Source organism: Sinorhizobium sp. 22678, assembly GCF_052044265.1.
GTDB lineage: Bacteria > Pseudomonadota > Alphaproteobacteria > Rhizobiales > Rhizobiaceae > Sinorhizobium > Sinorhizobium meliloti_A.
The window spans coordinates 81,385-94,039 of sequence record NZ_JBQEMS010000017.1 but is presented as its reverse complement, the minus strand read 5'-3'; the positions used below and the strand labels follow the sequence as shown (position 1 = coordinate 94,039).

Below are 12,655 nucleotides of genomic sequence, written 5' to 3'. Positions count from 1 at the left end.
AAAGCAAACTGCGCCCTCTGTGGCAAGCACTCCAACTCCGCTGAAACCACTTCCCAGAGAATACGGAAGAGAGGTGCTTCTCAAGGCGTGGATTGCGCGACCGGCTATCGGCGCGCAACCTCACCAGGTCCCGCTTTATCATGACTCGGTGGCGAACGCGCGAGCATCGTTGCATTCAGGGAGTTGAGAACTCTTCGGCACGTGTGAAAAAGCAATCTACGGAATTCTTGGGGCGATGGGATTTGGTTTGGTGCCGGTTTCCGTCGGCGAAGGTTGCAACTGACCCTCTGCTCCTGCCTGTTCTATTAATGGCAACGACAGCATTCTGCAGGTGGCGATGGATAGCGGCTTCGGTTCGGCGAGCGCCTTCAACAAGGCTTTCCGGCAGATCGCCGGCATGCCGCTTTCGGATTTCCGGCGCGACGTTCGCGCCGCGGCTAGGTGAGCGTCACGAACGTCAGCATGCCTTGCCTGCGCCTCTCCTGTCCCGCAGTCGACTGTTTCCAGGCGTTGGTTGCCTTCCCTCCACAACCGGTATCGCCCTCATCCTTGGCGGTATAGCGCTTTCACAAAGGCAAGGGAAATGCGGGTCTCCGCGACGAGGAATTTCGGCGCATCGCAGCCGTCGCACCCCGCTTCTCGGCGGTCGCTCTCCCATCCATCGGAGACGTCCAGGTCTCCTTCGCCCAATAGCGGTCCCTCAGCAGAGGCAGGGGGCGCTCGAAGTCGGATCTCGGCCTGGGAGCTAATCCCAAAGGCGTTTCGCCTTGGGGCATACGACGGGATTTGGCGCTTCCGCGGGGAGCATTGTCTCAGATTCGCAGGCGCGATCTCAGAAAAGAGAATGCCGAATTCTTGGTCAACTTGGTGCATGAGCGTAATATTACGCCAACGTCAACGGAATGCGATTCGACGGCATTCGAAAGGGAGGACCAACATGGCTTCTGTCGCGCGGGTCGCCATAGGGGCGACCAGCACGAAGTGCTGTGATGCGCTGCAAATACGGATTTCCATAGAGCTGCAGTGAGCGTTTCCGGTAGATTTGTGTGGTGTGCGGACCTATCCTGCAACTTGAGGAACGAATGCAGGGAGGAACATCATGCCAAAGAAAGACGTAAGCTTTTCTCGACGCACATTTCTCGGCGGCAGCGCTCTGGCGCTTGCCAGCGGCACGATTGCCATGCCGTTCGTGCGGACCGCGCGCGCCCAGGCGCCGACTTTCAAGGCCGGCGTCATCACGTCTCTGTCGGGCGAGAATATTTCGGGCGGCAATTTGACCAAGAACGGATACGAGCTCTGGGCCGAGGCCGCCAACGAGAAGGGCGGTGTCGAGGTCGGCGGTGAGCGTTTCATGGTCGAGATGTTCTATGGCGACGACCAGAGCAATCCGGCCACCGGCGCCGACGCCGCCGAACGGCTGATCGTGCAGAACGAGGTCGATTTCCTGCTCGGCCCCTACACCAGTGGCTCGACAATCGCCGTTCAGCCGATCTGCCAAAAATACCAGGTTCCGATGATTTCGGGTTCGGCCGAGTCGCCCAATGTCTGGTTGGCAAAGCCGGAATTCAATTTCGGCATCATCCCTTCCGTCGACACGACCTCCGGCCAGTCGCTGGGCGTGCTGGTGGCGCTATCAAACCCGAAGGCGAAGACGATCGCGGTGATCGGGGTCAACGAACCCTTTTCGAAGGAGACCGGCGAAGGCTTCCAGCGCGGCGCCAAGGAAGCGGGTCTCGAAGTCGTCGCCTACGAGCTCGTTCCGGCTTCCGGCGATCTCACCCCCGTAATGTCCAAGATCGCCGCCCTCAACCCTGACATCGTCGCGGTGGGCGGGCATGAAGAGCCGCTAATAAATGTGATCAAGACGTCGAAATCGCTGAATTATCGGCCGAAAGCCCTGATCATGCATTACGGCGTGACCAATCCGGCCTTCGCCAAAGCGCTCGGCGCCGATGCGAACGGCACCTCCGGCGTCGCCGTATGGCTGCCTACGGTGCCCTACAAGGACGACCTGTTCGGCACCGCACAGGACTATGTCGCGCGGGCCCAGGCAAAGTTCGGCCATGAGCCCGACTACACGGAAGCCGCCTGCTCGGCCAGCGGCCTCGTCTTCGCCGACGCCGCCAAGCGACTGGGCAAGAAGCCTTCGCTCACCCCCGAGGACCGCGTCGCCCTCAAGGACGCCATCGCCGACACCGACATCACGACTTTCTACGGACCGATCAAGTTCGAGAAGGAAGGTGACCACTATCACGACAACGTCCAGCCGGTGCCAGTCGTGATCCAGATCCAGGATGGAAAGACCGTCGCTGTCGGCCCGAAGGAAGCGGCCGCGGCCGAGTTCATCTACCCGTTGCCAGGCTGGAAATGATCGCGATTTGAGGCGGGCGGAGGCGCTATCCGCCGTCGCCCCCTCACAGGCTATGCCAGCGGGCAGCATCATGACGGCCGGCTCTTCCAAAGGCCAGATTGGGCTTTATACTGCAGGCGTCAATTCGCACTCGCGCCAAAAGCATGTTGCCGACTTCTTGGACTGACGGACAGGTTTGCCATTGGATCTTTTTCTTCAAACCCTGCTCAACGGCCTGCTGATAGGCGGCGTCATCGCCACGTTTTCGATCGCCTTCCAACTGACCTTCGGCGTGCTCCATGTCATCGACTTTGCGGTCGGCGCGTGGGTCGTGCTCGGCGGCTACTTCGCCTACTACATGGCGGCCTTTCTCGGCATAGACGGGTTCCTCGCCATGCCGATGGCCTTCTTCCTGTTCGGCGCGATCGGCTATGTCATGGGACCGATGATCTACAATGTTCGAAACAGCCGCACGGCGCGTCCCGAACTGATGGCGCTCGCGCTGACCTTCGGCATCTTCACCTTGCTGCGCGGCGGAATGCTGACCGTCTGGGGTTTCAATACGCATAGCGTACCGACGGCGCTCAGCGGTCACAGCATCATGATCGGCCCGGTCACGGTGCCCCTAATCCGGGTGGCGGCGGCGGCGTTCGCGGTGCTCATCGCCGGCGGGCTGTTTTTCTTTCTCTTTCGCACGCGCTACGGGCTGGCGATCCGGGCGACGGCCGAAAACCGCCAGAACGCCGCCTTGATGGGGGTCAACATCCGGCGTCTCAGCGCCAATGTTTACGGGCTCTACGCGGGGATCACGGCGATATCGGGCGTTCTGATGGGAGCCATCTATTCGGTCAATCCGGAGATCGGCCTGCGCTATACGCTGTTCGCCTTCTTCGTCGCCGTGCTGGCAGGGCTGGGCTCGCTGGGTGGCGCGCTTGTGGCGGCCCTGCTTCTGGGCGTCATCGAAGCCTTTGTCGCGACTTATGGCGGATCCAGCTATTCGCATCTCGCGATCTTCGCAACGCTCTTCCTTGTCCTGTTGGTTTCCCCGCGCGGCATCCTCCGGCGCGGACTGTGAGATGGCCCAGACCATGAAAAACCGTTGGGCCGGCCTGCTTCTCCTCGTCGTCATCCTCGTCGTGCTGGCGTTGCTGCCGGTGCTGGTCAACAATTACTGGCTGCGCATCGCCACCGGCGCGCTGATGTGGGCGGGGCTCGCCTGTTCCTGGAACATGCTAGGCGGCTATGCCGGCTACATCAATTTCGGCCATTCGGCCTTCTTCGGCATCGGCGCCTACGCAACCGCCATCCTGATGGGGGCGGATTTCCCTGTGCCGTTCCTCCCCACCATTCCCATCGGCATGATCGTCACAGCCTTGTTCGCGTTCGTCATCGGCGCACCGACATTGCGGCTGCGCGGCGCTTATTTCGCCATCGCCACCTGGGCCTTCGCCGAAGTGCTCATGCAGTTCGCCACCGTCGTCGATTTCACCGGCGGAACCGGCGGTATCGGCCTGCCTCCCTTCCTCAACGAGCGCTTCTTCTATTTCGCTATGTTCGCAGCCGCCGTCCTAACCTATTTCCTCACCTGGTTGCTGTTTGAGCGCTCCCGCTTCGGCTTGAAGGTCAAGGCCTTACGGGATCACGAACCGGCGGCCGAAGCGATGGGCATCAACACCTCGCTGGTCAAGTTGCAGACCTTCGTGCTCAGCGCCGTCGTCGCCTCCGTCTTCGGCAGTATCTTCGCCTACTGGGTGACCTTCATCAATCCAAAGAGCGTTTTCGGCGGCGACATCACCGACCAGATGGTCGTCATGGTCCTGCTCGGCGGGCTCGGCAGCCTGTGGGGGCCGGCCATCGGCGGCGTCGCGCTATTCTTCGTCAACCGGCTTGTCTGGATGTACTATGGCGATACCGCCTTCTATATCGCTATTCTCGGTGCCGCCATCATCCTGGTGGTGCTGTTCCTGCCCAACGGCATCGCCGGCCTGTTTGCGCGGCGAAGTGGGAAATCAGGCAGCGTGCTCGACACGGTGCTCGGACGCCTTCTCGGCTCCCGCCAGGGAGGGCGCTCGTGAGCATGACCGCGCAAGCGCAAGCGCCAAGCGACCAGCCCATCCTCTTCGTGCGCGACGTGCACAAGCATTTCGGCGGCATCCAGGCAGCCGCCGGCGTCGACCTGGAGGTCGGACGCGGTGAGATCGCAGGCCTCATCGGCCCCAACGGCTCGGGCAAATCGACCCTGTTCAACCTCGTGGCCGGCATGGAGACGCCCGATCGGGGGCAGATCCTGTTCGACGGCCATGAGATCGGCGGCAAAAAGGCCTATACGATCGCCCGCCTCGGCCTCGCGCGCACCTTTCAGATCCCGGCGTTGTTCGAGAACATGACAGTCAGCGAGAACCTCCTGGCAGCGGCTGCCGAGGGTCATTGGCGTGGCGCGCAACAGCGGGCGGACGAGACGCTGGCGCTGCTGCATCTCGAACAGGTCGCCAACAACCGCGCGTCCGACTTGTCCGGCGGTCAGCAAAAGCTGCTCGAATTCGGCCGCGTGATCATGCGCCAGGCGTCCCTCATCCTGCTCGACGAGGTGACGGCCGGCGTCCACCCCAGCATCCGCAAGATCATCTTGGAAGCGATCGCCAGGCTGCGCGAGCAGGGAACAAGCTTCTTCGTCATCGAGCATGACATGGAAATGGTGCGCAATGTCTGCGATCGCATCATCGTCATGGATTCCGGGCGGGTGGTGACTAGCGGCGCATTCGAGGACGTCGTGCAAAATTCCGAAGTCATGCAGACCTATCTAGGGCGTCCGACATGAACACGTTGGTCGCAGACAGCGTCGTTGCGGGCTACGGCAAGCAGGAGATCGTCCATGGCGTCTCCCTTGTCGCGGAAGCCGGTAAGATCACCTGCATCTTCGGCCCCAATGGCTGCGGCAAGTCGACCTTGCTGAAAGCGATCGCCGGCGCGCTGCCGGTATGGGGCGGCGCAATCGGGCTTGGCGGCGAAACGATCAGCAATTTGCCGGTCCATGAAGTCGTGCGCCAGGGCCTGGTGCTGATGCCGCAGGGCGGCGGCGTGTTTCCACGGCTGACGGTGATGGAAAATCTGCGCATGGGCGGCTACGCCATTGCCGACCGGAAGCTCGTGGACAGGCGCATCGAGGCTCTGGTCGACCAATATCCATCGCTGGCGCGGCGGCGCAAGACCACGGCCGGAGCCCTTTCGGGCGGCGAACAGGCGATGCTGGCGCTGGCGCGCGCGCTGGTGTCGGAACCGCGTTTCATCCTGCTCGACGAACCGTCCGCCGGCCTTTCGCCGGCCATGGTGAGCGAGACGCTGGAGCGCATCAAGGTGCTGACCGCGCGCGGCATCGGAATTCTCATGGTCGAGCAGAACATTCGCGAGGCCATGCCGATTGCCGACCGGCTCTATATCCTGGCCGCCGGAGAAAAGCGCTTCGAAGGCACGCCCGGAGATGTCCGCAACGACCGACAGATCATGGACATCTATATGGGCGGTGCCTGATGCCGCTTGGCACTTTATAGGTAATGCAAACTGTGTCGTGAATTGTCACCGAGCCGCTGTCACAGTCTCGCCCTAGCCTACCGGGGCTGTGGCCAGGCCCTGGTGGCGCACGCGAGTTCGACGCCGGCGCCCTACCGTGGCGGATGTCCAGGAAAGCCGAGCATGGCAAGCGAGCGCAGCGCCTCTCGAAGTAGCGGTCGCAACTAGCGCGGGCGCAAGTAGACGCGCCAAAATCTCACCGCAGCGCGGCAGTACCCGGTTGCAATTGGTCTTGCTCTGGCGGTCGCCCGTCCGGCAGCGGCACAGCCTCTGAAGTGGTAGACCTTCGACTTCACCGAGAAAAAGAGATAGCATTTCGACGGACGAGATCTCCATCACCTTCGAATTTCGCGGCACCGACTTGACGATCTTCGGCGCCATCGACGGCTTCGACGCCGATCTTCTCGCCCCAGGGCAAGTACAACATCATCGTCACGCCCGAAGGGCCGAAGGACAGTGCGACAATGCGCAGGAAGCAGCGCGTCTTCGTAGCAACGGCCCGACAAAGAACTGGGCGGCGACAGGCACTGCCACCGGCGATCCTTTGGCGCAACAGTTGGAGTCCACAACTGCATGGCCGGTCTCGTGGGACCGGCCGTGCAGTTGCAAGATCTCAGATCGACACTGCGTCAGGCACCAGCACGGAAGCTTCGACATTTGCCGTTTCCGCCGTAGCGGATGCTGCCACCGGTCGACGCTCCCTTCTTTCTTCGAGCTCATCGAGAAGGGCATGCCATAGCGAAACGCAAAGCCCGACCATCACCAGCAGGAACGGTGCAGCCGCGATTATCGACGCGGTCTGGAGGCCCTGAAGCCCGCCCATGACGAGGAGTACCGCGGCCGAAGCACCGGCAAGCACGCCCCAAAGGATGACAACGCCGGGCTTGGGGTCCAGTGCCCCGCGTGATGAAAGCATTCCCATCACGACCGCGCCTGCATCCGCGCCAGAGATGAAGAAGATCGCGACCAGAAAAATGGCGATCAACGATGTCAGCCAGGCGAATGGATACTGCGCCAGAAGCGCAAAGAGCGAGACTGCCGCGCCCTGGTTGTTGACAGCATCGACGATGCCGCCGGCGCCGAAGAGTTCAGAATGGAGCGCAGTGCCACCCATGATCGTGAACCAGATGAAGGTGACCCCGCTCGGGATCAGCAGCACGCCGATGATGAATTCGCGAATCGTGCGACCGCGCGAGATGCGGGCGATGAACACGCCGACGAACGGCGCCCAGGAGACCCACCAGGCCCAGTAGAAGATGGTCCAGCTGCCGAGCCACTTGCCGTCACTGAAGGCAGCCGTGCGGAACGACATGGTCACCAGGTCGCTCAAATAGAAGCCCAGCGATTCTGTGAAGGTGTTAAAGATGAAAATTGTCGGTCCGATGCACACCAGGAAGACCAACAGCACCATCGCGATGATCATGTTCATGTTGGAGAGGAACTGGATCCCCTTGCCCACGCCGGATACCGCCGAAAGAATGAACAGCACGGTCATGACGCCGATGATGGTCAGCGCGATGCCTTTGGAAACGCCGGTGCCCCAGAGGAAGTTCATGCCGCTGTTGATCTGCTGCGCGCCGAGGCCGAGCGAGGTAGCGGTTCCGAACAGTGTCGCGATGAGCGCAAGCACGTCGATTGCCTTGCCGATCGGCCCGCTTGCGGCCTCGCCGAGGATCGGCGTGAAGGCAGCGGAAATCAGGTTCGACTTTCCTTTGCGGAAGGTGAAATAGGCGATTGCGAGACCAACCACCGCGTAGATGGCCCAGGGGTGAAGCGCCCAGTGGAAGTAGGAATACTTCATCGCGACGAGGGCCGCTTCGAGACTCCTCGGAGCGGCCTGCCCATGCGGCGGGCTGTCGAAATGATAGATGGGTTCGGCGACGCCCCAGAACATTAGGCCGATGCCCATGCCGACGCTGAACATCATGCAGATCCACGAGGCGGTACGGAATTCCGGCCGCTCGTCATCCTGTCCGAGCCGGATCTTGCCGAAGCGGCTCACGGCCAGGAAGAGTGCGAAGATCAGGAAGCCGGCCGAAGAAACGACGAACCCCCAGCCGAAGCCGTCGATGATGCTGTTGAGAACCACCTTGGAGATAGAGGACAGGCTTTCAGGAAACACCGTCCCCCAGCCGACGAATCCGAGGATGATGAACATGGCGGGCCAGAATACGGCCGGATCGATCCGACTAGGTCGTGATTGCTGCATTTTTCCTCCTCCTAGTTAGTCCCTCGGCGGCCCGGTGCTACCGCGGCCCATCTTCATGCGCCCCTATCCGGCGGATCGCGGCCGTCGATAAAGGCGTGGTATTCTCGACCACCTTCATCCCCATCGCCGTCCGCGTCTGTTTTGTCGCGCTCCCGACAGGCTTTCCCAATCAGGCAGCCTTGCCCATGGCGGACAGCACGTCCGCCACTGTGTCGCCGAAGGACGACGGGGTCGGAACGATTGCGACACCCGCACTCTTCAGGATTTCGACCTTTTCCTGCGCCGATTCGCCGAAGGCGGAGATGATCGCGCCAGCATGGCCCATGCGGCGGCCCTTCGGCGCCGAAAGGCCTGCGATATAGGCGATCAGCGGCTTCTTCATGTGGTCGCGCGCCCATAGTGCGGCTTCAGCCTCCTGCGGGCCGCCGATCTCGCCGATCATCAAGACCGCATCGGTGTTTGGATCTTGCTCGAAGAGCTCCAGCATGTCCTTGAAGGACGAGCCGTTGACTGGGTCGCCGCCGATACCAACCGAGGTCGACACGCCGATGCCGAGTGCCTTCATTTGGCTTGCGGCCTCATAGCCGAGCGTGCCCGAGCGGCCGACGATGCCGATGCGGCCGGACAGATAGATCGATCCGGGCATAATCCCCATCAGCGCCTCGCCGGGCGTGATCATGCCGGCGCAATTCGGCCCGATCAGCGTCATGCGGTCCTCATAGCGGTAGCGCCGCATGTAGCGCTTGACCCTGATCATGTCCTGGGACGGGATCCCGTCTGTGATGCAGACGCAGAGCCGGATGCCGGCGTCGGCCGCTTCCATGATCGAGTCGGCCGCAAAGGGCGGCGGAACGAAGACGATTGAGGCATCCGCGCCGGTTTCCTGCACGGCGCCCTTCACCGTGTTGAAGACCGGCATGCTGAGATGGGTCTGGCCACCCTTGCCCGGGGTGACGCCGCCGACCACGTTGGTGCCGTAGCGCTTCATATCTTCGGCGTGGAAGCTGCCGATCTTGCCGGTGAAGCCCTGGACGATGACGCGGGTATTCTTGTCGAGCAGAATGGACATGTCTGGGCTCCTCAAGCAGCCTTGCCGGCAGTGAACGAACGCCATGCGGCGACTGCCTTGTCGGCAGCTTCGGCCAGCGTTTCCGCGACGATGATGTTTTCGCCGGATTCGGCGAGGATGCGCCGGCCCTCTTCCATGTTGGTGCCGGAGAGGCGGACGACGAGTGGAACCGGCACGCCGACTTCGCGCAAAGCCTTGATCACGCCTTCGGCCACCCAGTCGCAGCGGTTGATGCCGGCGAAGATGTTGACGAGGACCGTCTCGACTTGTCTGTCGTTCAACACGGCGCGGAAGGATTTCGCCACGCGATCGGGCGAGGCGCCGCCGCCGATGTCGAGAAAATTCGCGGGCTCGCCGCCGGCGATCTTGATCATGTCCATGGTCGCCATCGCCAGCCCCGCACCGTTGATGATGCAGCCGATATTGCCGTCGAGACCGACATAGGAGAGCCCACGGTCGGACGCGTAGGTTTCGCGCGAATCCTCTTGGCTCTTGTCGCGCATCTCGGAGATATGCGGCCGGCGAAAGAGCGCGTTCTCGTCGAAGCTCATTTTCGCGTCGAGCGCCACGAGGTCACCCCGATGGGTCACGACCAGCGGATTGATCTCCAGCATCGAGGCGTCATAGTCGACGAAGGCGCGATAGCAGCCGAGCAGGGTCTGCGTTGCGCGGCCGATCAGGGCATTGTCGATGCCGAGCCCGAATGCGATCTCGCGGGCCTGGAAGTCCTGCATGCCGACACCGGGATCGACGGTCGCGCGGATGATCGAGTCCGGCTCGGCCTCGGCGATCTCCTCGATCTCCATGCCGCCCGAAGACGAGGCGACGATCATGATGCGCTCGGATTTGCGGTCGAGCACGAAGCCGATATAAATCTCGCGTGCGATATCCATGGCCTCCTCGACATAGAGGCGGCTGACCAGTTTTCCCTGCGGGCCGGTCTGGTGCGTCACAAGCGTGCGGCCGAGCATGGAATCGGCGGCCTCGACGAGCTCGTGGTCGGACGAGCAGAGCTTGACACCGCCCGCCTTGCCGCGCGCACCGGAGTGGACCTGCGCCTTCACTACCCATCGGTCACCGCCGATCTCCCTGGCACGATAAGCCGCCTGCTCGGGACTATAGGCAAGGCCGCCGCGCGGGATATGGATCTGGTAGCGGGCGAGAAGTTCCTTGGCCTGATATTCGTGAATGTCCATCTCTGTCTCCCTCAGCGGCTGGCGATGATTGCTTCGTGGGTGGCGAGCACGTTGCGGGCCATGCGCTCGGATGCGGCGTCGATCATCTTGCCGTCGAGCGAAGCGGCACCCTTGCCTTGGCTCTCGGCGAGCTTCAGCGCCTCAATAATGCGGCGGGCGCGGTCGACCTCCTTTTCCGGTGGAGAGAAGATATCGTTGGCGAGCGCGATCTGGCTCGGATGGATCGCCCACTTGCCTTCGATGCCGAGGGCTGCGGCACGGCGCGCAGCCGCCTTGTAGCCGTCGGGATCGGAGAAATCTCCGAAGGGGCCATCGATGGCGCGCAAACCATAGGCTCGGCAGGCGACCGTCATGCGCGAAAGGCCGAAATGCCACTGGTCGCCGGGATAATCCGGGTTGAGCCCGCCGATATTAACCGTACGGGCCTTCAGGCTCGCGGCGTAGTCGGCGACACCGAAATGCAGCGCTTCGAGGCGTCCGCCGAAGGATGCGATGGATTCGACATTGGCCATGCCGAGCGCGGTCTCGATCAGCGCCTCGAGGCCGACGCGGGTCTTGTAGCCCTTGGCGATCTCGATCTGGTTGACCATGGCTTCGACCATGTAGAGGTCGGCGGGCACGCCGACCTTCGGCACCAGCAGGGTGTCGATCCGGTCCCCGGCCTGCTCCATCAGGTCGACGACGTCGCGGTACATGTAATGCGTGTCCAGCCCGTTGATGCGTACCGAAATGGTCTTGCCGCGGCCGCGCCAGTCGATCTCGTTCAGCGCTGCGACGATATTGGCGCGGGCCCGCTCCTTGTCCGGCGGCGCCACCGCATCCTCGATGTCGAGGAAGATGTAGTCGGCGTCGGAATTGACGGCCTTCCCGATCATTTCAGGGTTCGAGCCCGGTACTGCGAGTTCGCTGCGCTGGAGCCGCAGGCGGCGGAGATGGTTTATCGTATGGCTCATGATTTCCTCTCCTTCCCTTTCAGGCTGCCTTGGCGGGCGACGCGGCGGCGGCAGAACGGAACTGGCTGATCGCCGCACCCACGCCCGCGCCCGCTTCGATCTTCACGCCGCAATCGAGCAGCGTCAGTTCGGCGGCGGAAAGCGCGCCCAGGACCATGACCTCGTTCAGCGAGCCGAGATGGCCAATGCGGAAGACCTTGCCCGCCACCTTGCTGAGCCCGCTGCCGAGCGACGTATTGTAAGTGCGATAGGCGTGGCGGATGACCTCGGCGCCATCGATCCCTTCCGGCAGCCGGACCGCCGAAACGGTATCCGAATGCCATTTCGGCTCGGTCGCGCAAAGCTTGAGGCCCCAGGCGGAGACTGCGGCGCGGACACCGTTGGCGAGGTGATGATGGCGGACGAAGATAGCCCCCAGGCCTTCTTCGAAAATCAGGTCCAGCGCGGCCCTGAGGCCGCGCAGCAGCTGCGTCGGCGGCGTGTAGGGGAAGTAGCCGGTGTCGTTGGTCTTGATCATGTCCTCGAAGGAGAAGTAGCAGCGCATGTGGCGCGCGGTCTTGGCCGCCTCGAGCGCCTTCTGGCTGACAGACAGGAAGCCGAGGCCGGCGGGCATCATGAAGCCCTTCTGCGAACCGGAGACAGCACAGTCGACGCCCCATTCGTCCTGGCGGAAATCGATCGAGCCGATCGAGGAGACGCCATCGACAAAGAGCAGTGCCGGATGGCCGCAGGCGTCGAGCGCGGCGCGCACCGCGGCGACATCCGAGGTGACGCCGGTCGCGGTTTCGTTATGCGTTACGAAGACGGCCTTGATCCGGTGCGCCTTGTCGGCGGCGAGCCGCTCGGCATAGAGCTCCACCGGCACGCCTGTTCCCCACTCCCGGTCGAGGCAATCGACCTCGAAACGGAGGCGTTCGGCCATATCGACCCAGAGATGCGAGAACTGGCCGAAGCGGCTCATCAGTACCCTGTCGCCGGGGGAGAGCACATTGGTCATTGCCGCTTCCCAGGCGCCGGTGCCGGACGACGGATAGATGAAAACGCGACCGGTCTGGTTCTTGAAGACCTTCTTGATGTCGGCAAAGAGCGGCAGCGTGAGCTCCGGAAAGCGTGGAGAGCGCATGTCCTCCATCGGCAGGTTCATCGCCTGGCGCACCTGCTCGGGAATGTTGGTGGGGCCCGGAATGAAGAGATGATTGTAGCCTGACATCGTTCCTCCAATGGCTGCGTCCGCGGACGGCGTTTCCTCGGGTCCAAAGCTGCCTTTCGGGGCATGCCCGCACAACACTCGCTCAGGCAGAAAAGAATGCC

General features: G+C 62.5%; 10 protein-coding genes and 3 pseudogenes. 7 read left to right on the top strand and 6 right to left on the bottom strand.

Features of this window, described 5'->3' with window-relative positions; genetic code table 11:
• Positions 1-307: 307 nt before the first annotated feature.
• From ACTJKL_RS22830 to ACTJKL_RS22800, 7 genes and pseudogenes are all read left to right on the top strand, one after another.
• A pseudogene (locus ACTJKL_RS22830) lies at positions 308-445 on the top strand (helix-turn-helix domain-containing protein); the annotation flags it as partial.
• Positions 446-1,099: 654 nt separating this feature from the next.
• On the top strand, positions 1,100-2,371 hold the full coding sequence (locus ACTJKL_RS22825; RefSeq protein ID WP_411933432.1) for an amino acid ABC transporter substrate-binding protein: 1,272 nt from the start codon (positions 1,100-1,102) through the stop codon (positions 2,369-2,371).
• A gap of 181 nt (positions 2,372-2,552) precedes the next feature.
• On the top strand, positions 2,553-3,425 hold the full coding sequence (locus tag ACTJKL_RS22820) for a branched-chain amino acid ABC transporter permease (RefSeq protein ID WP_338280731.1): 873 nt from the start codon (positions 2,553-2,555) through the stop codon (positions 3,423-3,425).
• A gap of 1 nt (position 3,426) precedes the next feature.
• Entirely contained in the window at positions 3,427-4,425 is a 999-nt protein-coding gene (locus ACTJKL_RS22815) for a branched-chain amino acid ABC transporter permease (RefSeq protein WP_440853861.1), read from the top strand.
• 2 nt (positions 4,426-4,427) lie between these two features.
• Positions 4,428-5,168, top strand: coding sequence for an ABC transporter ATP-binding protein (locus tag ACTJKL_RS22810; protein ID WP_338280959.1), 741 nt, complete (start codon positions 4,428-4,430; stop codon positions 5,166-5,168).
• On the top strand, positions 5,165-5,878 hold the full coding sequence (locus ACTJKL_RS22805) for an ABC transporter ATP-binding protein (protein WP_338280727.1): 714 nt from the start codon (positions 5,165-5,167) through the stop codon (positions 5,876-5,878). The genes ACTJKL_RS22810 and ACTJKL_RS22805 overlap by 4 nt, the downstream gene beginning before the upstream one ends.
• Positions 5,879-6,142: 264 nt before the next feature.
• Positions 6,143-6,405, top strand: a pseudogene (locus tag ACTJKL_RS22800) (TIGR02186 family protein); the annotation flags it as partial.
• 125 nt (positions 6,406-6,530) lie between these two features.
• Here the strand turns inward: ACTJKL_RS22800 and ACTJKL_RS22795 are convergent.
• The 6 genes and pseudogenes from ACTJKL_RS22795 to ACTJKL_RS22770 form a co-directional block, all read right to left on the bottom strand.
• The gene (locus tag ACTJKL_RS22795; RefSeq protein WP_338280726.1) at positions 6,531-8,126 is read right to left on the bottom strand and encodes a BCCT family transporter; all 1,596 of its coding nucleotides are present in this window, start codon (positions 8,124-8,126) and stop codon (positions 6,531-6,533) included.
• A gap of 53 nt (positions 8,127-8,179) precedes the next feature.
• Positions 8,180-8,283: pseudogene (locus ACTJKL_RS22790) on the bottom strand (D-glycerate dehydrogenase); the annotation flags it as partial.
• Positions 8,284-8,295: 12 nt separating this feature from the next.
• Entirely contained in the window at positions 8,296-9,195 is a 900-nt protein-coding gene (gene sucD / locus ACTJKL_RS22785) for a succinate--CoA ligase subunit alpha (RefSeq protein ID WP_411933433.1), read from the bottom strand.
• A gap of 11 nt (positions 9,196-9,206) precedes the next feature.
• Positions 9,207-10,391 (bottom strand): malate--CoA ligase subunit beta, encoded by a 1,185-nt coding sequence (locus ACTJKL_RS22780; protein ID WP_411933434.1) that lies wholly within the window; start codon positions 10,389-10,391, stop codon positions 9,207-9,209.
• Positions 10,392-10,402: 11 nt separating this feature from the next.
• Positions 10,403-11,344, bottom strand: a complete 942-nt coding sequence (locus tag ACTJKL_RS22775) for an HpcH/HpaI aldolase/citrate lyase family protein (RefSeq protein WP_411933435.1) — start codon at positions 11,342-11,344, stop codon at positions 10,403-10,405.
• 19 nt (positions 11,345-11,363) lie between these two features.
• On the bottom strand, positions 11,364-12,554 hold the full coding sequence (locus ACTJKL_RS22770) for an aminotransferase class V-fold PLP-dependent enzyme (RefSeq protein WP_440853860.1): 1,191 nt from the start codon (positions 12,552-12,554) through the stop codon (positions 11,364-11,366).
• Positions 12,555-12,655: the final 101 nt, after the last annotated feature.

Excerpts from the sequence above, each read along its gene's own strand:
- ACTJKL_RS22795 (WP_338280726.1), bottom strand. The coding sequence starts at position 8,126 with ATGCAGCAATCACGACCTAGTCGGATCGATCCGGCCGTATTCTGGCCC.
- ACTJKL_RS22815 (WP_440853861.1), top strand. The coding sequence starts at position 3,427 with ATGGCCCAGACCATGAAAAACCGTTGGGCCGGCCTGCTTCTCCTCGTC.
- ACTJKL_RS22805 (WP_338280727.1), top strand. The coding sequence starts at position 5,165 with ATGAACACGTTGGTCGCAGACAGCGTCGTTGCGGGCTACGGCAAGCAG.
- ACTJKL_RS22810 (WP_338280959.1), top strand. The coding sequence starts at position 4,428 with ATGACCGCGCAAGCGCAAGCGCCAAGCGACCAGCCCATCCTCTTCGTG.
- ACTJKL_RS22780 (WP_411933434.1), bottom strand. The coding sequence starts at position 10,391 with ATGGACATTCACGAATATCAGGCCAAGGAACTTCTCGCCCGCTACCAG.
- ACTJKL_RS22825 (WP_411933432.1), top strand. The coding sequence starts at position 1,100 with ATGCCAAAGAAAGACGTAAGCTTTTCTCGACGCACATTTCTCGGCGGC.
- ACTJKL_RS22770 (WP_440853860.1), bottom strand. The coding sequence starts at position 12,554 with ATGTCAGGCTACAATCATCTCTTCATTCCGGGCCCCACCAACATTCCC.
- ACTJKL_RS22775 (WP_411933435.1), bottom strand. The coding sequence starts at position 11,344 with ATGAGCCATACGATAAACCATCTCCGCCGCCTGCGGCTCCAGCGCAGC.
- sucD (WP_411933433.1), bottom strand. The coding sequence starts at position 9,195 with ATGTCCATTCTGCTCGACAAGAATACCCGCGTCATCGTCCAGGGCTTC.